At 61.7% G+C, this 23,352-nt stretch carries 23 protein-coding genes; 12 read left to right on the top strand and 11 right to left on the bottom strand.

Translation table 11 applies throughout. The features are described from left to right. Positions 1-197: 197 nt before the first annotated feature. A complete protein-coding gene (locus B2D37_RS09680; protein WP_079202486.1) occupies positions 198-569 on the top strand; it encodes a YkgJ family cysteine cluster protein in 372 nt (123 codons plus the stop codon). 371 nt (positions 570-940) lie between these two features. Then, the gene (locus tag B2D37_RS09675) at positions 941-1,504 is read left to right on the top strand and encodes a nitroreductase family protein (RefSeq protein ID WP_079202485.1); all 564 of its coding nucleotides are present in this window, start codon (positions 941-943) and stop codon (positions 1,502-1,504) included. A 120-nt stretch (positions 1,505-1,624) separates the two neighbouring features. Here the strand turns inward: B2D37_RS09675 and B2D37_RS09670 are convergent, their stop codons facing one another. The 5 genes from B2D37_RS09670 to B2D37_RS09650 form a co-directional block, all read right to left on the bottom strand. After that, positions 1,625-2,956 carry a cell wall metabolism sensor histidine kinase WalK gene (locus B2D37_RS09670; protein ID WP_079202484.1) on the bottom strand — a complete coding sequence of 444 codons (1,332 nt, stop codon included), beginning with the start codon at positions 2,954-2,956 and terminating at the stop codon, positions 1,625-1,627. Between the two features lie 96 nt (positions 2,957-3,052). Beyond that, a complete protein-coding gene (locus B2D37_RS09665) occupies positions 3,053-3,475 on the bottom strand; it encodes a Spy/CpxP family protein refolding chaperone (RefSeq protein ID WP_079202483.1) in 423 nt (140 codons plus the stop codon). 129 nt (positions 3,476-3,604) lie between these two features. After that, entirely contained in the window at positions 3,605-4,282 is a 678-nt protein-coding gene (locus B2D37_RS09660) for a response regulator transcription factor (protein ID WP_079202482.1), read from the bottom strand. Positions 4,283-4,289: 7 nt separating this feature from the next. Continuing rightward, positions 4,290-4,694 (bottom strand): translation initiation factor 2, encoded by a 405-nt coding sequence (locus tag B2D37_RS09655; RefSeq protein ID WP_079202481.1) that lies wholly within the window; start codon positions 4,692-4,694, stop codon positions 4,290-4,292. 59 nt (positions 4,695-4,753) lie between these two features. Then, on the bottom strand, positions 4,754-5,053 hold the full coding sequence (locus B2D37_RS09650; RefSeq protein WP_079202480.1) for a YciI family protein: 300 nt from the start codon (positions 5,051-5,053) through the stop codon (positions 4,754-4,756). Between the two features lie 316 nt (positions 5,054-5,369). Between B2D37_RS09650 and B2D37_RS09645 the strand changes: the two genes are divergently transcribed. Together B2D37_RS09645 and B2D37_RS09640 are read left to right on the top strand one after the other, a co-directional pair. After that, positions 5,370-6,233, top strand: coding sequence for a PHP domain-containing protein (locus B2D37_RS09645; RefSeq protein WP_079202479.1), 864 nt, complete (start codon positions 5,370-5,372; stop codon positions 6,231-6,233). Between the two features lie 13 nt (positions 6,234-6,246). Continuing rightward, entirely contained in the window at positions 6,247-6,873 is a 627-nt protein-coding gene (locus tag B2D37_RS09640) for an L-threonylcarbamoyladenylate synthase (protein ID WP_154067072.1), read from the top strand. Between the two features lie 48 nt (positions 6,874-6,921). On the opposite strand, the gene B2D37_RS09635 is transcribed toward B2D37_RS09640, so the two are convergent. Next, on the bottom strand, positions 6,922-7,269 hold the full coding sequence (locus B2D37_RS09635; RefSeq protein ID WP_079202477.1) for a PA2779 family protein: 348 nt from the start codon (positions 7,267-7,269) through the stop codon (positions 6,922-6,924). Positions 7,270-7,469: 200 nt separating this feature from the next. On the opposite strand from B2D37_RS09635, the gene B2D37_RS09630 reads away from it, so the two are divergent. The 4 genes from B2D37_RS09630 (at position 7,470) to rluB (ending at position 11,826) form a co-directional block, all read left to right on the top strand. Beyond that, positions 7,470-8,684, top strand: coding sequence for a tryptophan--tRNA ligase (locus B2D37_RS09630; RefSeq protein WP_079202476.1), 1,215 nt, complete (start codon positions 7,470-7,472; stop codon positions 8,682-8,684). A gap of 150 nt (positions 8,685-8,834) precedes the next feature. Continuing rightward, positions 8,835-9,533 (top strand): ScpA family protein, encoded by a 699-nt coding sequence (locus B2D37_RS09625; RefSeq protein WP_177345275.1) that lies wholly within the window; start codon positions 8,835-8,837, stop codon positions 9,531-9,533. 2 nt (positions 9,534-9,535) lie between these two features. Next, complete coding sequence (gene scpB, locus B2D37_RS09620; RefSeq protein WP_079202474.1) at positions 9,536-10,330, top strand: SMC-Scp complex subunit ScpB; 795 nt, start codon at positions 9,536-9,538, stop codon at positions 10,328-10,330. A gap of 260 nt (positions 10,331-10,590) precedes the next feature. Next, positions 10,591-11,826 (top strand): 23S rRNA pseudouridine(2605) synthase RluB, encoded by a 1,236-nt coding sequence (gene rluB / locus B2D37_RS09615; RefSeq protein WP_079202473.1) that lies wholly within the window; start codon positions 10,591-10,593, stop codon positions 11,824-11,826. A 68-nt stretch (positions 11,827-11,894) separates the two neighbouring features. Here rluB and B2D37_RS09610 read toward each other — a convergent pair whose 3' ends face one another. The 5 genes from B2D37_RS09610 to B2D37_RS09590 all read right to left on the bottom strand — a co-directional run bounded on the left by B2D37_RS09610 (position 11,895) and on the right by B2D37_RS09590 (position 16,804). Then, on the bottom strand, positions 11,895-12,821 hold the full coding sequence (locus tag B2D37_RS09610; RefSeq protein ID WP_079202472.1) for a GGDEF domain-containing protein: 927 nt from the start codon (positions 12,819-12,821) through the stop codon (positions 11,895-11,897). Positions 12,822-13,046: 225 nt separating this feature from the next. Further along, positions 13,047-13,787, bottom strand: coding sequence for a YciK family oxidoreductase (locus tag B2D37_RS09605; protein ID WP_079202471.1), 741 nt, complete (start codon positions 13,785-13,787; stop codon positions 13,047-13,049). 161 nt (positions 13,788-13,948) lie between these two features. Continuing rightward, the gene (gene mupP / locus B2D37_RS09600) at positions 13,949-14,620 is read right to left on the bottom strand and encodes an N-acetylmuramic acid 6-phosphate phosphatase MupP (protein WP_079202470.1); all 672 of its coding nucleotides are present in this window, start codon (positions 14,618-14,620) and stop codon (positions 13,949-13,951) included. Further along, positions 14,620-15,318 (bottom strand): bifunctional 2-polyprenyl-6-hydroxyphenol methylase/3-demethylubiquinol 3-O-methyltransferase UbiG, encoded by a 699-nt coding sequence (gene ubiG, locus B2D37_RS09595; protein ID WP_079202469.1) that lies wholly within the window; start codon positions 15,316-15,318, stop codon positions 14,620-14,622. The genes mupP and ubiG overlap by 1 nt, the downstream gene beginning before the upstream one ends. 166 nt (positions 15,319-15,484) lie before the next feature. Beyond that, a complete protein-coding gene (locus tag B2D37_RS09590) occupies positions 15,485-16,804 on the bottom strand; it encodes a TRZ/ATZ family hydrolase (protein WP_079202468.1) in 1,320 nt (439 codons plus the stop codon). Positions 16,805-17,013: 209 nt separating this feature from the next. On the opposite strand from B2D37_RS09590, the gene mtnA reads away from it, so the two are divergent. From mtnA to pheA, 4 genes are all read left to right on the top strand, one after another. Next, positions 17,014-18,090 (top strand): S-methyl-5-thioribose-1-phosphate isomerase, encoded by a 1,077-nt coding sequence (gene mtnA / locus B2D37_RS09585; protein ID WP_079202467.1) that lies wholly within the window; start codon positions 17,014-17,016, stop codon positions 18,088-18,090. A 244-nt stretch (positions 18,091-18,334) separates the two neighbouring features. Continuing rightward, positions 18,335-21,049: a DNA gyrase subunit A gene (gyrA, locus tag B2D37_RS09580; protein WP_079202466.1), complete on the top strand. Its 2,715-nt coding sequence runs from the start codon at positions 18,335-18,337 to the stop codon at positions 21,047-21,049. A gap of 95 nt (positions 21,050-21,144) precedes the next feature. Next, on the top strand, positions 21,145-22,230 hold the full coding sequence (gene serC, locus B2D37_RS09575; protein WP_079204952.1) for a 3-phosphoserine/phosphohydroxythreonine transaminase: 1,086 nt from the start codon (positions 21,145-21,147) through the stop codon (positions 22,228-22,230). Beyond that, positions 22,230-23,336 carry a prephenate dehydratase gene (pheA, locus tag B2D37_RS09570; RefSeq protein ID WP_079202465.1) on the top strand — a complete coding sequence of 369 codons (1,107 nt, stop codon included), beginning with the start codon at positions 22,230-22,232 and terminating at the stop codon, positions 23,334-23,336. The genes serC and pheA overlap by 1 nt, the downstream gene beginning before the upstream one ends. Positions 23,337-23,352 lie beyond the last annotated feature (16 nt).

The following is a 23,352-nucleotide window of genomic DNA, read 5'->3' as shown; positions in this document are numbered from 1 at the left end:
AAACCAGCTCGCGCATGCCGCGAATAAACCATTGCGTCGGCTTATGCCGTGTTGCCATCAGTTGCCGTGGCGCGCGCGTGGTCTCCGCGTATCAGCTTTTCATCCGGGCTATCGATATGGCGCTTTACAAGCGCATGGCGCGGCATAGAATAGCCGCCAGGTGCCGGCCCTTGCCGGTTTCTGAGCCCTCTAAAATCATGTCGAACGCTAATCCTTGCCTTACGTGTGGCGCCTGCTGCGCGCATTTTCGTGTGTCTTTCTTCTGGGGTGAATGCCAATCGGCCGGCGGTACGGTGCCGGACGACCAGGTGGTGCTGATCACTCCGCATCGGGTCGCCATGCGCGGCACCGAGTACAAGCCGGCCCGCTGTGTCGCCCTGCTCGGTGAAGTGGGGCAGGGCGTGCGCTGCACGCTCTATGAGCAACGCGCCAGTCCATGCCGCGAATTCGAGGCGTCGTGGGCCAATGGCGAGCCTGAGCCGCGCTGTGACGATGCCCGGCGCGCCCACGGCCTGCCGGCGTTGATGCCGTTCGTGCGGCCGAGTGTGGCGCCGGAGCGGGTTGCGTAGGGTGGGTTAGCGGCGCCAACCTGCGAACGATCAGGCAACGCCATCTTGGCGCGCCGCGTAACCCACCAGGCGCCTCGCCTCGAAACTGGGCTGCGTTGCGCCGATGGCGGGTTACGGCGCGCCTGGTTTCGGTGGCAACCGTTGATCGACTGCCACGCGCCTAACCCGCCCTACAGGGGATCGCGGTACATGGGTAAGACCGCGATTAACCGATATCTCAACGTTGGCGTGACACTAGGGCCTGCGCGTTTTTTTGCGCTAATCCATGCAGCTCGTTTCTGCTGTCGGTTTGCTCGCCGCGCACAGTTTTTCCCCACCGCCCTGCGCCACGCTCTAGAATCCCCGCTTATTTTTTGTTCAAGAGGTGGCCGATGGATGCTCTCGATGCTCTGCTCAATCGTGTTTCAGTGCCGCGTTTGTGCGAGCCAGCACCGGATGCCGCACAGCGCGAACTGCTGTTTCGCGCGGCATTGCGTGCACCGGATCACGGACAGTTGCGGCCGTGGCGCTTTCTTACGATCGAAGGGGCTGCGCGTGAGCACCTGGGCGAGTTGTTCGCCCAGGTCATGGCGGCTGGCGCGGGTGATATAAGTGAGGAGGCCTTGGCCAAGGCGCGTGCCATGCCGTTGCGAGCGCCTTTGCTGGTGGTGGTGATCGCCCGTGTAAAGGCCCATGCCAAGGTGCCGCAGCAGGAACAGGTGATCGCCGCGGGTTGCGCTACCCATGCCATTCTGCTCGCCGCTCATGCTCAGGGTATAGGCGCGGTATGGCGCACCGGTGAGCTGGCCTATAACGCTCAGGTGGCGACTGGGCTTGGCTTGGACAGTGACGAACACATCGTCGCCTTCCTTTACCTGGGAACTGCCGAACGCGAATTGCGCAAACCCGTGCCGTTGGCGGTAGCCGATTTCGTCAGCGCCTGGCCGGGCGTGTAACCGGCGACTTGCAGCAAGCAGTCCGTAGCGGATGATCGGGGCGGTACAAACCAGGCGGGCTGTCGTTGCGCTCCGAACGGATCGCCGCCCGGATCACCCGACGCGCCGTACGCAGCCGCCCTACTTGCCAGTCTGCGGCTTTAGCGGTAGCAGCAGGCTGGCACTGAAGCCACCTTCTGGGTGATTGTTCAGTACCAGTCGGCCGCCGTGACGCTCGGCGGCGCGCCGGGCAATCGCCAGGCCCAGGCCATGCCCGGGCGTGCTTTGCCCAGGCGCACGGAAGAAGGGCTCGCCCAGCCTGGTCAGGTATTCGGCGGCAACGCCAGGTCCGTGGTCGCGTACGCTGAGGCACAGTTCGTCGGCCTGCCGTTCGACCTTGAATTCAATTGCCTGGCCTGCCGGGCTGAAGCGCAAGGCATTGCGCAGCAGGTTGTCCAGCGCCCGTTCGAGCATGTCCGGCCAGCCGTGTAGGCTCGCTCCGGGTGTCAGTTTGATCTCCACCCGCTGTTGCGGTGCCTCGAGTTGTGCCTCTTCTTGCAGCTTGCGCAGCAGCGCGGCAAGGTCGATTGGTTGGGCTGCGCCAGGATCGGCGTCGAGGCGGGCGAGGGTGAGAATCTCGCTGATCAAGGCTTCCAGGCGGTCGCACTCGCGCGCCAGGCGCGGCCAGAGCTTTCCCCGTTCGGCGGTGTCGGCGCGTTCGGCCAGGGCCAGTGCTATGCGTAAGCGCGCCAGTGGCGAGCGCAGTTCGTGGGACACATCACGCAGCAACTGGCGCTGACTGCCTATCAGCCCTTGCAGGCGCGCGCCCATACGGTTGAAGTCGCGGGCCAGCACACCCAGTTCGTCGCGTCTATTGGCCAGACGGGCCAGGCTGTTCTGCTGGTAGGCGGTCTGGCCGAGGTCGTGTACGGCGCCACGCAGGCGATTCAGCGGGCGGGTGATGGACAGGGTCACCAGCAGGCTGAACAGGGTCAGTACCACCAGGGCGATGGCCAGCGCGCTGAGCGGCAAGAGCAGGCTGTCGCGTTGCCAGGCGGCCAGTTCCCGGTGTGGAATGCGGTAGATAAACAGGTAGGTTGCGCCGGTCTGGGGGCTGCTGTAGTCGGTAGTCAGGCGGCGCCAGGGCAGGCGTTTGTCATTTTGCTGGCGTGCCTCGAAGGCAGCGGCGCGCGGCGGGAAGGTGCCTCGGACCAGGGGTTGACCGTTGTCATCGAGCACTTGCACGTTGAGGCGCGAGGCCTTCTTGCGTTGCTCGAGAAAGGTCTGGGCGGCGTCGGCTCCCTGCTCTTCATAAAGACTGATCCAGGTTTCGGCCAAGCCGTTCAGGGCCGGGTGCTGGCTGAGAATCCAGGCGTCCTGGTTCAGCGCTCGTCCCAGCAGCATGGATAGCCCGGCAACCAGGGCAAGGGCCAGCCAGAAGCTGGCGAAGATGCGCCAGAACAATGAACGCACGGATGACTCCTTGGTCGCGAAAAAACCCATCAAGCCGGGGCTTGATGGGTGGGATTGTGGTGGCCAGCACGACTGGCCGGGGCCAGTCTGTTGCCGTCATTCGACCTTGCTAGCCTGCTCGGCTTTCCAGGCGTTGAAGGCCGCACGTTCGGCGCGACGTTCCTGCATTTTCTTCTGGTGTTCGTCGAAGGCCTTCTGCTGTTCGGGTTTGAGCAGGTCGCGAATGGTGCTGTGCTGCTTGTCCTTGGCGGCTTTCAGCTCATCCTGCATGGCTTTCTGTTCGGCGACCGGCAGTTTTTCCAGATAGCGCTGGGTGATTTCGTGGCGGCTTTTCATCTGCTCGCCCATCAGCTTGCGGATTTCGCGGTGTTGCTCCTGGCTCAGGTCGAGGTCTTTGAACATCCGCGAGCCATGTCGGTCACCGTGGCCGCCGCCGTGGTGCGAGCCGCCGTCGGGCATGGCCATGGCCAACGTTGGTAGGGTCAGTGTGAGTAACAGGGCGGTGAGAGTCTTGCGCATGGTGTGTCTCCTTGTCTCGATGCCGGTTGGTTACCGGATGTGCCCAGTCTAGAGCGGTCAAGGTCAAGGGCCGTCAGGCAAGGGTAAAGCTTGAGTAAAGGCGAGTCAGGCTTGGCCTTACCCAGAATCTCAGGCGCTGTAGTAGTAACCGCGGCTGCGCAAGGCGAGGATGCGCGGACGTCCGTCCGGGTGGGGGCCGATTTTCTTGCGCAGGTTGCTGACGTGCATGTCCAGGCTGCGGTCGTACAGCGTCAACTTGCGGCCCAGCGCCAGTTGCGCCAGTTCCTGCTTGTCCACGGGCTCGCCGGGCTGCTGCAGCAGGGCTTCGAGCAGGCGGCTTTCCGACAGGGTGAGGATGACCTCGTGCTCGCCGATCGTCACCACGCCGCGTGCCTGACTGAAGCACAGGTCGCCCAGTTGCAGTTGGCTGGACACGGCAGGATGCAGGCTGCGGCGCAATACGGCGCGCAAACGGGCGGTCAGCTCACGGGGGTCGCAGGGCTTGGCCAGATAGTCGTCGGCGCCAAGCTCCAGGCCGAGGATGCGATCCAGCGGCTCGCCACGGGCTGAGAGCATCAGCACCGGTAGCTCCGGGTGATCACTGCGCAATTGCTTGAGCAACTCCAGGCCGCTGCCGTCGGGCAGCATCACATCGAGTACCACTGCGTCGGGTGTCTGGTTGGCCAAGGCGAGGCGTGCGCTGTGGCCATCATGGCAGGCGCTGACCTGGAAGCCTTCCTGGCTCAGCCAGGTGGCCAACAGCTCGCACAGTTCGATGTCGTCGTCGATCAGGAGAAGTGCGCTCATACTGACTTCAGTTTATCCACTCACGCCGCGAGCGGCGGTTGCCACGCAGCAGTGCGCCGAGGATGACGCCCAGTAGTGCTGCGCCAGCGCCGACGACAAACCATTGTTGCTGATCGCCGAGTAATGGCTCAGGTGCTACGGCCTGGTTTTTCTTCAGTTGCAGCTTGAGGTGTTGGTTTTCCTGGTGTAAACGCTGCGATAGCGCGCTTTCGCGTTCGCCCCCGCTGGCTTGCAGTTCTGCGCCCAACGCTTCGCGTTGTTGCTCGCTGGTGGCCAGGCGCTGCTGCAGGGCGTCTATCTGCGCGTGCTCTGCCGTCGCCGCTGCGGAGGGGGCAGGCGGGGTTTGCTCGGCATGCAGGCCAAGAGGCAGCAGCAACAGCGCAAACAGAAAAGACCACGGGCCTGGGCGCATCGGAACTCCTATGTCCTAGTGGATTGTTGTGGGCGAGCAGCGAGCGGCAGGTGTGCGGATTAAGGCAGAACCAGTTTGAACGGCTTGACCAGCACCGCGGCGTAAACCCCAGCAGCGCGGTAAGGGTCGGCATCGGCCCAGCTTTGGGCAGCATTCAGCGAGTCGAACTCGGCAACGATCAGGCTGCCGGAAAAGCCTGCCGAACCCGGGTCGTTACTGTCGATCGCAGGGTGCGGGCCGGCGAGCACTAGACGGCCTTCGCTCTTCAACTGCTCCAGCCGTGCGACGTGCGCGGGGCGAGCAGCCAAACGGTTTTCCAGGGAGTTTTCGACATCGGTGGCGATAATGGCGTAGAGCATCTCAATCCTTAATGGTTGGGGCGCCAGTTGGTATTAGCGCAGAAAAGCAGTGTGGACTGGCAAAGTCGAGCAATTGTTTGGCAAGCGGATGAAAAGTTACCCAGTTGGCAGGCCGCTGAACAAGCTAGTGAGCGACGGCTAGGCGGTCATCACAATGCTCATTTACCGCCGGTAAATTTCGCTGTTGATGCGCTTCGCGCGCCCTGTGGGCTAGCCTTAAATTACCAGTTTATTTCAACCATCTATTAGTGATGTCAGCAAGAGTTCGCCGGTGCCGGCATAATAACAAACATAAATTACTGAGAAAGCGCTCCTTATGGATGTTGATTTGCATTGTCATAGCACCGCTTCAGACGGTGCGCTTGCGCCGGCTGTGGTGGTCGCACGGGCATACGAGCGCGGTGTGCGGCTGCTTGCGCTGACCGACCATGACACCCTGGAAGGCCTAGAGGAGGCGCGTGCCGCCGCCCAGGCGCTGGATATGCAACTGGTCACTGGCATCGAGTTGTCCTGCACCTGGGGTGGCGCCACCATCCATGTCCTCGGTTATGCCTTCGCCAGTGATTCGCCAGCGTTGCTCCAGTCGATTGCCGAGTTGCATGAAGGGCGCTGGTTGCGGGCCGCAGAAATCAGTAAGCGCCTGGACAACAAAGGCATGCCCGGCGCACTGGACGGCGCGCGGGCCGTGCAGCTGGAATTGGGCGACAGTGGCAACGCTCCGGCTCGGCCGCACTTCGCCGAGTTCATGGTGCGCGCCGGTTACGTCAAGGACCGCGCCGAGGCCTTCCGCAAGTGGCTCGGGTCGGGCAAGTTGGGTGACGTCAAGCAGCATTGGCCGGCGTTGCAGCAGGCCGTTGCAACCTTGCAACAAGCGGGCGCCTCGATCAGCCTGGCGCACCCGTGGCAGTACGACTTTACTCGTAGTAAGCGACGCAAGTTGATTGCCGATTTTGCCGCTGCCGGTGGCCATGCGCTGGAGGTGGTCAACGGTATGCAGCCGGCTGAACAGGTCGGTGGTCTGGCGATTCTGGCTCGCGAATTTGGCCTGCTGGCAAGTGCCGGTAGTGACTTTCATGCACCTGGTGACTGGTCCGAACTGGGTATGTATCGCCCTGTACCCGAGGACTTGTCGCCCCTTTGGGCGCGTTTTCAGCATGTCCGACAGCCTACTGCAATTTGAACAGGGAGTTAGCTTGAGTCAATTTTTCCAGGTTCACCCGGAAAATCCACAGCTGCGCCTGATAAAACAGGCGGTGGAGATCATCAGGGCCGGCGGCGTGGTGATTTATCCCACCGATTCGTCCTATGCGCTCGGTTGCCATATTGGTGACAAGAATGCGGTTGAGCGTATTCGCCGTTTGCGCCAGTTGGACGACAAACACAACTTCACTCTGCTCTGTCGCGACCTGTCGCAGATTGGTCTGTTCGCCAAGGTCGATACTGGGGCCTTTCGGTTGCTGAAGAACCATACGCCGGGGCCTTACACCTTCATCCTCAATGCCACTCGCGAAGTGCCGCGCATGTTGCTGCACCCCAAGCGCCGCACCATTGGTCTGCGGGTACCCGATCACCCGATTGCCCAAGCGTTGCTCAGCGAACTCGGCGAGCCGCTGATGAGCGTCAGTCTGATTCTGCCGGGCGAGACGCTGCCGATGAGCGATCCCTATGAAATGCGCCAGATCCTCGAACATCAGGTCGACCTGATCATCGACGGTGGTTTTGGTGGGCTGAAGGCCTCGACCGTAATCAATCTGGCGGATGATGAGCCGCACATCATTCGCGTCGGCTGCGGTGATCCCACGCCTTTCGGCGAGGCGTGAAGGCCTCGCACGAAATGCGCGAAATTCCGCACGCCTGACTGTCAGCGGCTACAGAATCAGCACCACCAGCAGGACCACCAGCAGGATGACGACGAAATCGCTGCCGCTGAGTGCACCGCCGGCCGGCAAGGCATCTATCCGCTGGGCCAGGGTGGCGGTCTCCGCGGGCGTCAGGGCATCCACCCGGCTACGGGCCAGGGCCGCGGGAACATCCATGGTTTGCAAACGCTCCTCGACGTCGGCGCGGTTGAGGAACTCACTGACTTTGTCGCGATCGGCTTGAGCGGTCTGCTCGGCAATGACTTCTTGGGTGCCGATCATGCCGGCCTGAGCGGTTAACGGCGGCAGGAGCAGCAATGCTGCCAGAATGGCGAAAGTTGGGGCGGTAATTTTCATGCTGTGACCCTCGACGAGTGGTCGGGATTCGCGTCAAACCTTGCACTGCTGTTGGCGCACGATTCTGCCGTCGATTTTTCCGGGCGGCTTCATTGATTAAGACTGGCCGTGAGCCTGAACGGTTCCGTGGTCGTTTTTTCCGCGACAGCTTCTGGTCTCGCTATACTTCGCGTCTTGTTGATTCGCTCAGGTAACCTGGTTTGAGCCTTGTTGATTCCGAACGCCGCGTGCTGTCCGGCATGCGTCCCAGTGGCCGTTTGCACCTTGGCCATTATCATGGCGTGCTGAAAAGCTGGATCAAGTTGCAGCACGAATACGAATGCTTTTTCTGCATCGTCGACTGGCACGCACTGACGACCAACTACCAGGGTGTCGGGCCGATCTCCCAGCAAGTCATGGACATGGCGGTGGATTGGCTGGCCGCTGGGGTCAGCCCCAGTTCCGCGACCTTGTTCATCCAGTCGCAAGTGCCGGAGCACGCCGAACTGCATCTACTGCTGTCGATGATCACCCCGCTTAGCTGGCTGGAGCGGGTGCCGTCCTACAAGGAGCGGCAAGACCGGCTGCAGGGCAGGGAACTCGCCACCTATGGTTTTCTGGGTTATCCGTTGCTGCAGGCGGCGGATATCCTGCTGTACCGGGCGGGGGTGGTGCCGGTTGGCGCCGATCAATTAGCGCATATCGAGTTCGCCCGCGAAGTGGCTCGCCGTTTCAATCATCTCTATGGCCGTGAGCCGGGCTTCGAGCTGAAAGCCGAGGCGGCAATCCGCAAGCTCGGCAAGAAAACCGCCACGCTCTACAACAATTTGCGCAAGGCGTACCAGCAGCAGGGTGACGTCGAGGCCCTGGAAACCGCCAAGGCGTTGCTTAAAGAGCAACAGAGCGTCACCATCGGCGACAAGGAGCGGCTGTTCGGTTACCTGGAAGGTGGCGGCAAGGTGTTGCTGCCCGAGCCGCGCCCCTTGCTCAGCGATGCGCCAACGTTGCCGGGGCTGGATGGCGGGAAAATGTCCACGTCCAGCGGCAATGCAATTTTTCTGCGTGACAGCAGTGCCGAAGTCGAAGAGAAAATCAGGCGCATGCCCACTGATCCGGCGCGGGTGCACCGGGACGATCCAGGTAATCCTGCCCATTGCCCGGTTTGGCCGCTGCACGAGATTTACACCAGTGAAGAGACGCGTGCTGCACTGCAGCAAGGCTGCAAGAGTGCCGGCATCGGTTGTCTGGACTGCAAGGGACCATTGATCGAGGCCGTGCAGAAAGAGCTGCAACCCTTGCAGGCGCGTGCCGCCGATTACCAGGACAACCCCGAGTTGCTGCGCAATATCCTGGCCGAGGGCGCCGAGCGTGCGCGCAATGAAGCACGGGAAACCCTGACCGAGGTGCGCCTGGCCTTGGGTTTGAATTACCGCTGAGCAGGAATTCGATAAATCAATATGCACAGCCAGTCACCTGAACAGCCCGCCGACAGTCAAGCGGGCGCCCAGCAAGAGCTGCCGTTCGCTTTGGTATACGGCCGGGCGGTGACCGAAATGCCGCTGGATCTGTATATCCCGCCGGATGCCCTGGAGGTGTTTCTCGAAGCCTTCGAAGGTCCCCTGGACCTGCTGCTCTACCTGATTCGCAAACAGAATATCGATGTGCTGGATATTCCCGTGGCGGAAATCACCCGCCAGTACATGGGCTATGTCGAGTTGATGCAGTCGGTGCGCCTAGAGCTGGCCGCCGAGTACCTGGTGATGGCGGCGATGCTCGCCGAGATCAAGTCGCGCATGCTGCTGCCGCGTTCGAGCGAGGCGCCAGAGGAAGAAGACGATCCGCGCGCCGAGCTGATTCGTCGCCTGCAGGAATACGAGCGCTACAAAGCCGCTGCCGAAGGCCTCGATAGGCTGCCGCGGGTCGGCCGCGACCTGACGGTGCCGCGCCTGGATGCGCCACTGGCTCAGGCGCGCAAGCTGCTACCGGAGGTCAATCTGGAGGAGCTGTTGCTGTCGATGGCGCAGGTGTTGCGCCGCGCCGATATGTTCGAAAGTCACCAGGTCAGTCGTGAGACGCTGTCGACTCGCGAGCGCATGAGCGAAGTGCTGGAGCGTCTCAAGGGCGGCGCTTTCGTGCCTTTTGTCGAGCTCTTCACGGCTGAGGAGGGGCGTCTTGGCGTGGTGGTGACTTTTATGGCGGTGCTCGAGCTGATCAAGGAATCGCTGGTCGAGCTGGTGCAAAATGAAGCCTTTGGCCCCATCCACGTGCGTGCGCGAGCTGAATGACCATGAACCTGAGCAATCCCCGCGAACTGGCCAGCCTGCTGGAAGCCTTCTTGTTCGCCTCCGGCAAGCCGCAATCGTTGGAACGTCTGTTCGAGCTGTTCGAGGAAGCGGAGCGCCCCGAACCGGCGGTATTCAAAAAAGCCCTGGAGCGGCTGCGCCAGTCCTGCGAAGGGCGAGCCTTCGAGTTGGTCGAGGTGGCTTCCGGTTACCGCCTGCAAGTACGCGAGATCTACGCACCCTGGGTCGGCCGTTTGTGGGAAGAGCGGCCACAGCGTTATTCGCGGGCCATGCTCGAGACCCTGGCGCTGATTGCCTACCGGCAGCCGATTACCCGCGGCGAGATCGAGGATATTCGCGGCGTGGCGGTCAACAGCCACATCGTCAAAACCTTGCTGGAGCGCGAGTGGATCCGCGTGGTCGGTTACCGCGACGTGCCGGGCAAGCCGGCGATGCTGGCGACCACCAAGGCGTTTCTCGATCACTTCAATCTGAAGAGTCTCGACCAGCTACCGCCGTTGACGGCACTGCGTGAGCTGGAACCCGAGCCGTTGCTGGCCTTCGATGACGACCTCGCTGCGCCGCAAAGCCTGCAGGCCCGCGCCGACCTGGCGCTCGCCGATGAGCCGCTGGTGGAGGCAAGCGAGGAAACCAGCTTCAGCAGCCTGCTGGCCGAACTGGACTCCATGGAGCAGGGCTTGAAGACCGATTTCGATGATTTTTCCGCGCCGACGATGGACGAGGTCGAAGGCGAGGAGCTGACGGAGGCCACCGATGAGCAGGCGCCGCCGGGTCACTGAACATGGGCGCCATTGACCTTGGCGGGCTGCGGTTCTGCAGCCGGTTTGCTCTAGCCAGGTCTTGCCCAGGATGCATCCGGGCTACGGATAACGGCGCATGTGTAGCGGATCGCTGAGGTGCCGACTGTCGAAAAGACCGATGACTTCTCGTCTGCCGGCTAGTCTCAAACGGTGCGCACGCTGTGCGTTTCGCGTATGATCCGCGCCCTTTCGACGACTTGCTGTCGTCCATCACTAGAGATACACCGGGAGGTGCCCAGATGAGTGAATCCGAAGAATACAGTCCAGCCGGCGAAAAATTGCAGAAAGTCATGGCGCGCATAGGCCTGGCTTCACGCCGCGAAATCGAAGGCTGGATCAGCGCCGGCCGGGTCAAGGTCAATGGTGCGGTCGCGGGCCTCGGTCAGCGTGTCGACCTGCACGATGCCATCGCCATCGATGGCCGCTTGATCAAGCGCGAAGAAGCCGCCGAAAGCGTGCGCCGCGTGATCCTCTATAACAAGCCCGAAGGTGAGATCTGCACCCGCGACGACCCCGAAGGGCGTCCGACCGTGTTCGACCGTCTGCCGCGGCCGAAAGAAGGTCGCTGGATTAATATTGGTCGTCTCGACATCAATACCACCGGCTTGCTGATGTTCACCACCGACGGAGAACTGGCCAACCGCTTGATGCATCCGTCCTACCAGATGGACCGCGAGTACGCGGTGCGCGTGCGCGGTGAAGTCGACGATGAAATGATCGAGCGGCTGAAAGCCGGGGTGATGCTCGAAGACGGTCCGGCCAAGTTCACCGATATCAAGGTGGCGCCGGGCGGTGTGGGCTTCAACCACTGGTACCACTGCGTGGTGATGGAAGGGCGTAACCGCGAAGTGCGCCGTCTGTGGGAGTCCCAGGGCTTGGTAGTCAGCCGCTTGAAGCGCGTGCGTTTCGGTCCGGTATTTATCACCTCGGATCTGACCATGGGTCGCTGGCGTGAAATGAGCCAGCGCGAAGTGGATATTCTCAGCGAGGAAGTTGGCCTCAAGTCGGTCGCCTTGCCGGACATGAAAGAAAAAACCCGCGACAAGCTCGATCGTCTGCAGCGCAAGTCGGCCAAGCCGGTTGGTCGCGGCGAACGTCCGCAGCGGACTCTGCGCCCATCCCATGGCAGCTCTGTTGCCGCTGATCGTTCGGGTTCCGGGCGTACTCCGCGCAGCGAGGGTGGTGAGCGTGCAGAGCGTAGCCCGCGCGGCGAAGGTGGTGCTGTGCGTACGCCGCGCGCAGACAAGGGCCGTACGGACCAGGGTCGTCCTGCTCCGAGCAAAGGGACGCCAGTTGCCGAGCGGCCGCGGGATGTCAACAAGAAGAGTCCGAACAAGCCCAAGCCTATGCGTCCAGGCGTCGAGCTGAGCGAGCGCCCTGGGCGCAAGCCGGCCGCTCCAGCCAAGCGCCGCACCCCGTCCGCGGGCGAAGGGCAGCGCCCAGGCTTTGGTCGTGGCCCGCGCAAGCCGCAGTAGGCTGGGGCAGCGCGATCCTGGGATCGTAAAAAAAGGACTCGATTGAGTCCTTTTTTTGTGCGCTGTTTTTAGCCAGCCATGCTCAGGCGATTACGTCCATCGCGCTTGGCTACATAGAGTGCGCTATCGGCGCGCTGCAGCAGGCTTTCTGCTGACTCGCCCGCCAGCAGGCTCGCGCAGCCGAGGCTGATGGACACCTCGATCGGTCGGCCTTGGGCCAGACATTGCAGCTCTTGCACGGCATGCCGTAGGCGCTCGCCGACCATCGCGGCGGCTTCGCGGCAGGTTCCCGAGAGCAGTACGAGAAACTCTTCGCCGCCGTAGCGAAACACCATGTCGATGTTGCGTAGCTGGCTCTTCAGGGTGGCGGCAACGTCGATCAATACCCTGTCGCCGATGCTATGACCGTGGTTGTCGTTGACCCGCTTGAAATGGTCGAGGTCGAGCATCAGCAGCGAGAGTGGTTGCTGATTGCGTCGCGATAGATCGATCTCACGCTGCAGAATCTGATCCATGGCAATGCGGTTGCCGGTGTTGGTCAACGGATCACGCAGTGCACTCTGGACTGCCGCGCGGTAGAGCAGGGCATTGCGCAGCGGGAACAGCAAGCTGGCCAGCAGGGACTCCAGTTGGCTGAGTTCCGCGTCGCTGAAGCGCTGTTGGCGGCGGAAAACCAACTCGCCGAGGTATTCGCCCTCATGGCTCAGCCGGTAACCAGCCGAGTGGCTGGCGCGTTCGCCGAGCTCCAGGCGCAGGTCGGCGGTTGGCTGTTGATAGGTCAGGGCATTGAGCGGCACCAGGCTTTGCACGGCAGTAAAGAACAGTTTGAGGATGCGCTCGACATCCAGGCTGGTCTGCAGTTGCATGCTGAGTTGCTGACGCAGTTGCGCCAGGCTGATCGGGCGCAGGGACGGCGCGCGATTGCCGGAAAAACCCAGGCGCTGAAGCTTTGCCGTATCGAAATCGATGGTGTTGGTCTGGCTGGGAGTAACCATAAATGCTGAACCTCTAGCGCATTGATGCGGCAACACTGGCTATAGAGCGAATTCCATGCCAGAGGGTTCAGAAAATATGAAAATTATTTGAAGTCAGTCACTTACGCTGGTTTTTCGCGGCAAATGGCCAGTATCTGCAGTTTGCTTGCCGCGCCGACCGGCAAGGGATTGCCGGTTTGTGGAGGGATGCCATTTTTCTGCCGCTGCAGTCGCTGTTTGCTGGGGTTATTGGGCGTCGAATGCCTGGCCATTGACGCCGCTGCTGTCAGGGCCCATCAGGTACAGATAGACCGGCATTATTGCCTCGGGTAGCGGGTTGTTGGCCGGGTTTTCCCCTGGATAAGCCTGGGCGCGCATATCGGTGCGGGTGGCGCCCGGGTTGATGCTGTTGGCACGTACCGGCGCCACGCCATCGACTTCATCGGCCAGTACCTGCATCAAGCCCTCGGTGGCGAACTTGGAGACCGCATAAGCGCCCCAGTAGGCGCGGCCTTTGCGTCCGACGCTGCTCGAGGTGAATACCACCGAGGCGTCGCTGGAGAGTTTCAGCAGCGGCAGCAGGGTGCTGGTGAGCATGAAGGTGGCATTGACGTTGATCTGCATCACGCGCATGAAGTTATCGCCGGAGAGCTGCTCCAGCGGTGTGCGCGGGCCGACAATCGAGGCGTTGTGCAGCAGGCCATCAAGTTTGCCGAATTCGCGCTCGATCATTGCTGCCAGTTCGTCGTATTGGTGTGGCAGGGCGGTTTCCAGGTTGAACGGGATCACCGCGGGCTGCGGGTGGCCGGCGACCTCGATGGCGTCGTAGACCCTGCTGAGGCTTTCTTCGGTCTTGCCCAGCAGCAGTACGGTCGCCCCATGGGCGGCAAAGTCCTGCGCGGCGGCGGCGCCAATTCCGCGGCCAGCGCCGGTGACCAGAATCACCCGATCCTTGAGCAGGTCGGGGCGGGCAGAATATTGGAACATGGGGACTCCTTCGGAGAGCGGCAAGCTGCCAGTCAAAAGCGGCAAGTTGCGCGGCTGAATATTGATAGGGGCAGGTTGGGCTTCGCTAGGCGAAGCCCAACCTTGCGCTGGCAAGCGGTACTCGATAATGCCTGGCCTTAGAATCTGTATGCCGTAGCCGCTCAGCAGCGGCACAGCGCCTGTTCGAGTACCGTGCGCAGTTCCAGTGGGTGGTCGACCACCACGTCGGCGCCCCAGTTTCTGGGATTGTCGTCCGGGTGAATATAGCCATAGGTCACCGCGGCGGTTCTGGTGCCGGCGGCGCGTCCCGACTCGATGTCGCGCAGGTCGTCGCCGACGAACAGGACGCTGGCCGGATCCAGGCCCAACTGGCTGCAGGCCAGAATCATCGGCTCTGGGTCGGGTTTGCTGTGGGTGACATGCTCCGGGCAGATCAGGATGGCGGAGCGTTCGGCCAGGCCGAGTTGCTGCATGATCGGTTCGGCGAAGCGCAGCGGCTTGTTGGTTACCACGCCCCAGATCAGCTTGGCCTGCTCGATATCGGCGAGCAGTTCATGGATGCCGTCGAACGGGCGGGTCAGTACCGCGCAGTGATCCTGATAGCGCTCGAGAAACTCCAGGCGCAGGGCCTCGAACTGCTCGGTCAGTGGGTCCATGGCGAAGCTCGCTGCGACCATGGCGCGGGCGCCGCCGGAAATCTGATCGCGAATCAGCTGGTCATCCACGGCCGCGAGGCCGCGCTCGGCGAGCATCGCCTGGCAGATGGCGATGAAGTCGGGAGCACTGTCGAGCAGGGTGCCATCCATATCGAAAAGAACTGCGCGCAAACGCATCAGGCCTCCTTGAGCGTCTGGATCATGTAGTTGACGTCGACATCCGCTTGCAGTTTGTAGTGTTTGGTCAGCGGGTTGTAGGTCAGGCCGATAATGTCTTTGACTTGCAGGCCGGTGTCGCGGCTCCAGGCGCCCAGTTCCGAGGGGCGGATGAACTTCTTGAAATCATGGGTGCCGCGTGGCAGCAGGCGCAGCAGGTATTCCGCACCAATCACCGCGAACATATACGCCTTGGGGTTGCGGTTGATGGTGGAGAAGAACACCTGGCCGCCGGGTTTGACCAGGGTGTGGCAGGCGCGGATCACCGAGGCCGGGTCCGGGACGTGTTCGAGCATTTCCAGGCAGGTGACCACGTCGAACTGCTCGGGCATCTCAGCGGCCAGGTCTTCGGCGGTGATCTGCCGGTACTGCACCGAAACGCCGGATTCCAGTTGGTGCAACTGGGCCACGGCCAAGGGGGCTTCGCCCATGTCGATGCCAGTTACCTCGGCGCCACGCTGGGCCATGGCTTCGCTGAGGATGCCGCCGCCGCAGCCGATGTCGAGGACCTTCTTGCCGGCCAGGCTGACGCGCTCTTCAATCCAGTTGACCCGCAGTGGATTGATGTCGTGCAGGGGTTTGAATTCGCTTTCGCGGTCCCACCAGCGGTGGGCGAGGGCTTCGAATTTGGCGATTTCGGCGTGATCGACGTTGCTCATAAATATTCCTGGGTGAAGCGGCAAAATGGCAAGCCTGGGCTGAATGTATCCATGTTGCCAGTTTCGTAGTCTGGAGTGGGCGTCTATTGATCGCCCGATATATGTCAGTTTGTCGCAGCCTGTAGGCGCCAGCCTGCTGGCGATAGCCAGTCATGCATGGGCTCTATCACTTGGCGGCGATCTTCGCTCCCCAGGCGCGGGCGTTGGCGATGATCCGCTGTTCGTCCAGGCGAGTCAGTCGGCCGCTGTCGAGCAGGTGCTTGCCGCCGACCCAGACATCTTCGACGCAGTCGCGGTTGCTGGTATAGATCAGTTGCGAAACCGGGTCGTAGATCGGCTGCTGGGCCAGGCCGGACAGGTTGAATACCACCAGGTCGGCGGCTTTGCCCAGCTCCAGCGAGCCGATCTGGTCATCCAGGCCGAGGGCGCGTGCACCATTGAGGGTGGCCATGCGCAACGCTCGATGTGCGTCCAGGGCGCTGGCTGAGCCGGCGACGGCTTTGGCCAGCAAGGCGGCCGTGCGGGTTTCGCCAAGCAGATCCAGGTCGTTGTTGCTGGCGGCCCCGTCGGTGCCGATGGCCACATTGATCCCGGCCTGCCAGAGCTTTTCTACCGGACAGAAGCCGCAGGCCAGCTTGAGATTGGACTCCGGGCAATGGATCACGCTGCTGTTGCTGGCCACCAGCAGGGCCAGATCGTCGTCGTCGATCTGGGTCATGTGCACGGCCTGGAAGCGCGGGCCGAGCAGGCCGAGTCGCGCCAATCGCGCCAGCGGACGCTCGCCATATAGATGCAGGCTCTGCTGCACCTCGAAGGCGGTTTCATGCACATGCATATGGATGCCGGCATCCAGTTCCTCGGCGAGTATGCGGATGTTCTCCAGCTTGTCGTCGCTCACCGTATAGGGGGCGTGCGGGCCGAAGGCAACGCTCAGGCGCGGGTGCTGCTTGAGGTCGTCGAACAGCGCCAGCCCTTTGCGCAACGCTTCGTCGGCATCGCGGGCGCCGGGAATGGGGAAATCCAGTACCGGAATGGTTATCTGGGCGCGAATGCCGCTCTTGTGCACGATCTCGCTGGCCACTTCGGGAAAGAAGTACATGTCCGAGAAGCAGGTGATGCCGCCCTTGAGTTGTTCGGCGATGGCCAGCTCGGTGCCATCCAGGACGAAATGCTCATCAACCCACTTGGCCTCGGCTGGCCAGATGTGCTGTTCCAGCCAGTTGCTCAGCGGCAGTTCATCGGCCATGCCGCGAAACAGGCTCATGGCAGCATGGCCATGGGCATTGACCAGTCCTGGTGTCAGCAGTCGGCCGGGCAGTTCACGGACTTCCAGTGCCTGGTGCTTGAGCGCTTCGGCGCGCGGCGCGATCAGGGCGATGCGGCCGTCGCGGATGCCCAGGCCATGCTCGTGCAACACCACTCCGGCAGGCTCGACCGGCACCAGCCAGGTTGGGAGTAGGAGGAGGTCGAGAGGGGCTTCGGGCATGCCTGGGGCTTCCTGTGAGTATCTGAGAGGCTGAGTTTATAGGGGAACGGCGTGCGCTTGAAGCTGCGCAGCTATAAGCCATGGGATTCAAGCTGTAAGTGAATGTGCAAAAGCTCGACGAGCGTCGGGTGCTGGTGTCGCGGCTGACGCGTGCAGCTTGCGGCTGCTTCTCTGGGTATAATGATCGGCTTTTCGGGGCGAGGTGTGTAATGCGCGAGCAATTGCTAGCGGCAGAGAAGGTTCAAGCCATTGATTGGCGTGATGGCGCTCTGCATCTGCTCGATCAACGTGTATTGCCGTTCGAGGAAACCTGGCATGCTTGTCATTCGGCAGTGGCCGTAGCCGAGGCGATTCGCCTGATGGTAGTGCGTGGGGCGCCGGCCATCGGTATCAGTGCGGCCTATGGCGTGGTGCTCGGCGCGCGCGCGCGGGTGGCCGAGGGGGGCGACTGGCGCGTGGCCCTGGAGGCGGATTTTCAAGTGCTGGCTGACTCGCGGCCGACCGCCGTCAATCTGTTCTGGGCGCTCAATCGAATGCGCGAGCGCATGGCGCGTATTAAGGAAGGTGACGATCCGGTTGCGCTGCTGGAGAGCGAAGCGCTGGGTATTCATCAGAGCGATCGCGAAGCCAACTTGACCATGGCCCAGATCGGTGTCGACCTGATTCGCAAGCATCAGGGCAATCAGCAGAACCTGTTGACTCACTGTAATGCCGGTGCCCTGGCCACTGGTGGCTTCGGCACGGCGCTGGGGGTGATTCGCGCAGCTTATCTGGAGGGATTGGTCGAGCGCGTCTATGTCGACGAAACCCGTCCTTGGTTGCAAGGCTCGCGCCTGACTGCCTGGGAGTTGGCCGGCGAAGGCATCCCGGTCAGTCTGAATGTCGATTCGGCCGCCGCGCACCTGATGAAGACTCGCGGTATCACCTGGGTCATCGTCGGTGCCGACCGGATTGCCGCCAATGGCGATGTGGCGAACAAGATCGGCACTTACCAGCTGGCGGTCAATGCCATGCACCATGGCGTGCGCTTCATGGTGGTGGCGCCGAGTTCGACCATCGACATGGCGCTGGAGAGTGGTGACGATATTCCTCTCGAGGAGCGTGATGCCAGCGAGTTACTGGAACTCAATGGCCAGCGAGTGGCGGCGGGAGTGGATGCGCTCAATCCGGTGTTCGATGTGACGCCGGCCGACCTGATCGACTTCATCGTCACCGAGAAGGGTGTGGTCGAACGGCCGGATGCGGCAAAAATGACCAGGCTGATGTGCCGCAAGCGTTTGCATTGAGCTGGTCATAGTCGCTAGGTGGGCGTTGCTGCGGCGGCTGGTTGGGGATAGGTGCGGGGCGCTGATTGTGGTAATATCCGGCCGTTTTCAGGGGCGCTGGCAACGGTCGCCTTAACTGCGCAGATACATGGCATAACTCATTGATTTGTCGTGAGTCGCTGCTGGCCTAGAGCCGCGCGGCACGCTTCGCCTCGTTCGGGATGAACGAGGCGAAGAATCACCAGAAAAAGGAACCAGGCTACTCATGGGCGAACTGGCCAAAGAAATCCTCCCGGTCAATATTGAAGACGAACTCAAGCAGTCCTACCTCGACTACGCGATGAGCGTAATCGTCGGGCGAGCGCTGCCGGATGCGCGCGATGGCTTGAAGCCCGTGCACCGGCGTGTGCTGTTTGCCATGAGTGAGTTGGGTAACGACTGGAACAAGGCATATAAGAAGTCCGCCCGTGTGGTCGGTGACGTCATCGGTAAGTACCACCCGCATGGCGACACTGCGGTGTACGACACCATCGTACGTATGGCGCAACCCTTCTCCCTGCGTTACCTGCTGGTCGACGGCCAGGGCAACTTCGGTTCGGTGGACGGCGACAACGCCGCCGCCATGCGTTACACCGAAGTGCGCATGACCAAGCTGGCCCACGAGCTGCTGGCCGATCTGCACAAGGAAACCGTCGACTGGGTGCCGAACTACGACGGCACCGAGATGATTCCGGCGGTCATGCCGACCAGGGTGCCCAACCTGCTGGTCAACGGCTCCAGCGGTATCGCCGTGGGTATGGCGACCAATATCCCGCCACACAACCTCACGGAAGTGATCAACGGCTGCCTGGCGCTGATCGACAACTCCGAGCTGACGGTCGATGAGTTGATGCAGTACATCCCGGGTCCGGATTTCCCGACCGCGGCGATCATCAACGGCCGTGCCGGCATCATCGAGGCTTATCGCACCGGGCGCGGGCGCATTTATATGCGCGCGCGGGCGATCATCGAAGACATTGACAAGGTCGGCGGTCGTCAGCAGATCATCGTCAGCGAGCTGCCGTACCAGCTGAACAAGGCACGTCTGATCGAAAAGATCGCCGAGCTGGTTAAAGAGAAGAAGCTCGAAGGCATCACCGAGCTGCGTGACGAGTCCGACAAGGACGGCATGCGCATCGTGATCGAGCTGCGCCGCGGTGAAGTGCCGGAGGTAGTGCTCAACAACCTCTACGCCCAGACCCAGATGCAGAGCGTATTCGGCATCAACGTAGTCGCTTTGATCGACGGTCAGCCGAAGATTCTCAACCTCAAGGACATGCTCGAAGCCTTTGTCCTGCACCGCCGTGAAGTGGTCACCCGGCGCACCGTGTTCGAGTTGCGCAAGGCGCGTGAGCGTGGGCACATCCTCGAAGGTCAGGCGGTTGCCCTGTCCAACATCGATCCGGTGATCGCCCTGATCAAGGCCTCGCCAACGCCCGCTGAAGCCAAGCAAGCGTTGATTTCCACCGCGTGGGAGTCGACTGCGGTAGAAGCCATGGTCGAGCGTGCCGGCGCCGATTCCTGCCGCCCGGACACCCTCGAACCACAGTACGGCCTGCGTGAGGGCAAGTACTACCTGTCGCCGGAGCAGGCCCAGGCCATTCTCGAGCTGCGTCTGCACCGCCTGACCGGGCTGGAGCATGAGAAGCTGCTGGCCGAGTACCAGGAAATTCTCGCCCAGATTGGCGAGTTGATCCGCATCCTGACCAGCGCTGTACGCCTGATGGAAGTGATTCGCGAAGAGCTTGAGAGCATCAAGGCCGAGTTCGGCGATGCGCGGCGCACCGAGATTCTCGATGCCCGCCTGGATCTGACCCTGGGTGATCTGATCACCGAAGAAGATCGGGTGGTGACCATCTCTCACACCGGTTACGCCAAATCGCAGCCGTTGACCGCTTATCAGGCTCAGCGTCGCGGCGGTAAAGGCAAGTCGGCCACCGGTATCAAGGAGGAGGACTACATTGCCCACCTGCTGGTCGCCAACAGTCATACCACGCTGCTGCTGTTCTCCAGCAAGGGCAAGGTGTACTGGCTGAAAACCTATGAAATACCAGAAGCCTCGCGAGCTGCTCGTGGTCGTCCGCTGGTCAATTTGTTGCCATTGAGCGAGGGTGAATACATCACCACCATGTTGCCTGTGGAGATCGCGGCCAAGGGCAAGCAGGACGATGTCGACGATATCGAAGGTGTGCTGGACGATGCTGAGGGCGCGGTAGAAGCCCTGGGCCCGTTCATCTTCATGGCCACTGCAAACGGCACCGTGAAGAAGACCCCGCTGACCCAGTTCAGCCGACCACGTAGCGTCGGTCTGATCGCCCTGGGCCTCGACGAAGGCGACACCCTGATTTCCGCTGCCATCACCGATGGCAGCCGTGAGGTCATGTTGTTCTCCGATGGCGGCAAGGTTACCCGTTTCAAGGAAACCGATGTACGCGCCATGGGTCGTACCGCTCGCGGCGTGCGCGGCATGCGTCTGCCGGAAGGGCAGAAGCTGATTTCCATGCTGATTCCGGAAGAGGGCAGCCAGATTCTTACTGCCTCCGTGCGTGGCTATGGCAAGCGTACGGCGATCGACGAGTTCCCGGAGTACAAGCGCGGTGGCCAGGGCGTGATTGCCATGGTCAGCGGCGAGCGCAACGGCAAGCTGGTTGGCGCTGTGCAGGTGCTCGACGGCGAGGAAATCATGCTGATTTCCGACCAGGGCACCTTGGTGCGTACCCGCGTTGGTGAAGTCTCCAGTCTCGGCCGTAACACCCAGGGTGTGACCCTGATCAAGCTGGCCAAGGATGAAAAGCTCGTGGGCCTCCAGCGGGTGCAGGAGCCATCCGAAGAGGAGATTGACGAGCTGCTTGAAGGTGACGAGGCTCTGGATGACGATGTGGCCGATGTGGCCGATGCGTCGGATGCTGCGGCTGACGAGAGTCCGGTCAGCGAAGAGTGATCTGCATGGGCGAGGCTTGACCTCGCGCCTTGCGGCGTTGGATTCGACGGCTGACCGGCAGTGGTCAGTCGTCCAACATTTGAGCGAGAGTGGATGTGAGCAAGCGAGCCTATAATTTCTGCGCCGGCCCGGCCGCGCTTCCTGAAGCTGTTCTGCAACGCGTCCAGGCGGAGCTCCTCGATTGGCAGGGTAAAGGCCTGTCCGTGATGGAAATGAGCCACCGCAGTGACGAGTACATGGCCATTGCGGCAAAGGCCGAGCAGGATCTGCGCGACCTGCTCGTCATCCCCTCCGACTATAAAGTGCTGTTCCTGCAGGGCGGTGCCAGTCAGCAGTTCGCGGAGATTCCGCTCAACCTGCTGCCGGAAGACGGTGTCGCTGACTATATCGATACCGGTATCTGGTCGAAGAAGAGCATTGAGGAGGCCCGTCGCTACGGCAATATCAACGTCGCCGCCAGCGCCAAGTCTTACGACTACTTCGCGATTCCTGGGCAGAACGAGTGGGCGCTGTCGAAAGACGCCGCTTACCTGCACTACGCCAGCAACGAAACCATTGGCGGTCTGCAGTTCGACTGGATCCCTGACGTCGGCGACGTGCCGTTGGTAGCGGATATGTCCTCGGACATCCTCTCGCGACCTATCGATGTGTCGAGATTTGGCCTGATCTATGCCGGCGCGCAGAAGAATATCGGCCCCAGCGGCCTGGTCGTCAGCATAGTCCGTGAAGACCTGCTCGGCCGTGCGCGTAGCGTCTGCCCGACCATGCTCAACTACAAGGTCGCCGCCGATAACGGCTCGATGTACAACACCCCGGCGACCTTCTCCTGGTACCTCTCCGGCCTGGTGTTCGAGTGGCTCAAGGAGCAGGGCGGGGTCGAGGCCATGGAGCAACGCAACCGCGCCAAGAAAGAACTGCTTTATGGCGCCATCGACAGCAGCGAGCTGTATAGCAACCCGATTGCGCTCAATGCCCGCTCTTGGATGAACGTGCCCTTCCGCCTGGCGGATGATCGTCTGGACAAGCCGTTCCTCGCCGGTGCCGAGGCCCGCAACCTGCTCAATCTGAAGGGGCACCGTTCGGTCGGCGGCATGCGTGCTTCCATCTATAACGCCGTGGGTCTGGATGCCGTTGAGGCGTTGGTGGCTTATATGGCGCAATTCGAGAAGGAACACGGCTGATGACGGATGTAGTCTCCGAGCAAGAACTGCAAGCCCTGCGCCTGCGCATCGATAATCTCGACGAAAGAATTCTCGAGCTGATCAGCGATCGCGCGCGCTGCGCCGAAGATGTGGCGCGGGTCAAGATGCTGGCGTTGCCGGAAGGCGAGAAGCCGGTGTTCTACCGTCCGGAGCGTGAGGCCCAGGTGCTCAAACGCATCATGGAGCGCAATCAGGGGCCGCTGGGCAATGAGGAAATGGCGCGGCTGTTTCGCGAGATCATGTCCTCTTGCCTGGCGCTGGAGAACCCGCTGAAAGTCGCCTATCTCGGCCCGGAAGGCACCTTCTCCCAGGCCGCGGCGATGAAGCATTTCGGTCACGCGGTGATCAGCGTGCCCATGGCGGCGATCGACGAAGTGTTTCGCGAAGTGGCTGCGGGCGGGGTGAACTTCGGCGTAGTGCCGGTGGAGAACTCTACCGAAGGCGCGATCAATCACACCCTGGACAGCTTCCTCGAACACGACATGGTGATCTGCGGCGAAGTCGAGCTGCGCATCCACCATCATCTGCTGGTCGGCGAAACCACCAAGGTCGACAAGATCTCCCGCATCTACTCGCATGCCCAGTCCCTGGCCCAGTGCCGCAAGTGGCTGGATGCGCATTACCCGAATGTCGAGCGGGTGGCGGTGTCGAGCAATGCCGAGGCGGCCAAGCGGGTCAAGGGCGAGTGGAACAGTGCGGCGATCGCCGGCGATATGGCGGCCAGCCTGTATGGTCTGACCAAGCTGGCCGAAAAGATCGAAGATCGCCCGGATAACTCCACGCGTTTCTTGATCATCGGTAGCCAGGAAGTGCCGCCGACCGGCGATGACAAGACCTCGGTCATCGTCTCCATGCGCAACAAGCCGGGCGCCCTGCATGAGCTGCTGGTGCCGTTCCATAACAATGGTATCGACCTGACCCGTATCGAAACCCGCCCTTCGCGCAGTGGCAAGTGGACCTATGTGTTCTTCATCGACTTCGTCGGCCATCACCGCGATCCGCTGATCAAGGACGTGCTGGAGAAGATCAATCAGGAAGCCGTGGCGCTGAAGGTATTAGGATCGTATCCGAAGGCGGTACTTTAAATAGCAGCCGCACGCT

The organism is Pseudomonas sp. CC6-YY-74 (assembly GCF_002025205.1).
Taxonomy (GTDB): domain Bacteria; phylum Pseudomonadota; class Gammaproteobacteria; order Pseudomonadales; family Pseudomonadaceae; genus Aquipseudomonas; species Aquipseudomonas paeninsulae.
Note: the sequence above shows the minus strand (reverse complement) of the source record. Positions and strands in the feature narration are given on the sequence as shown.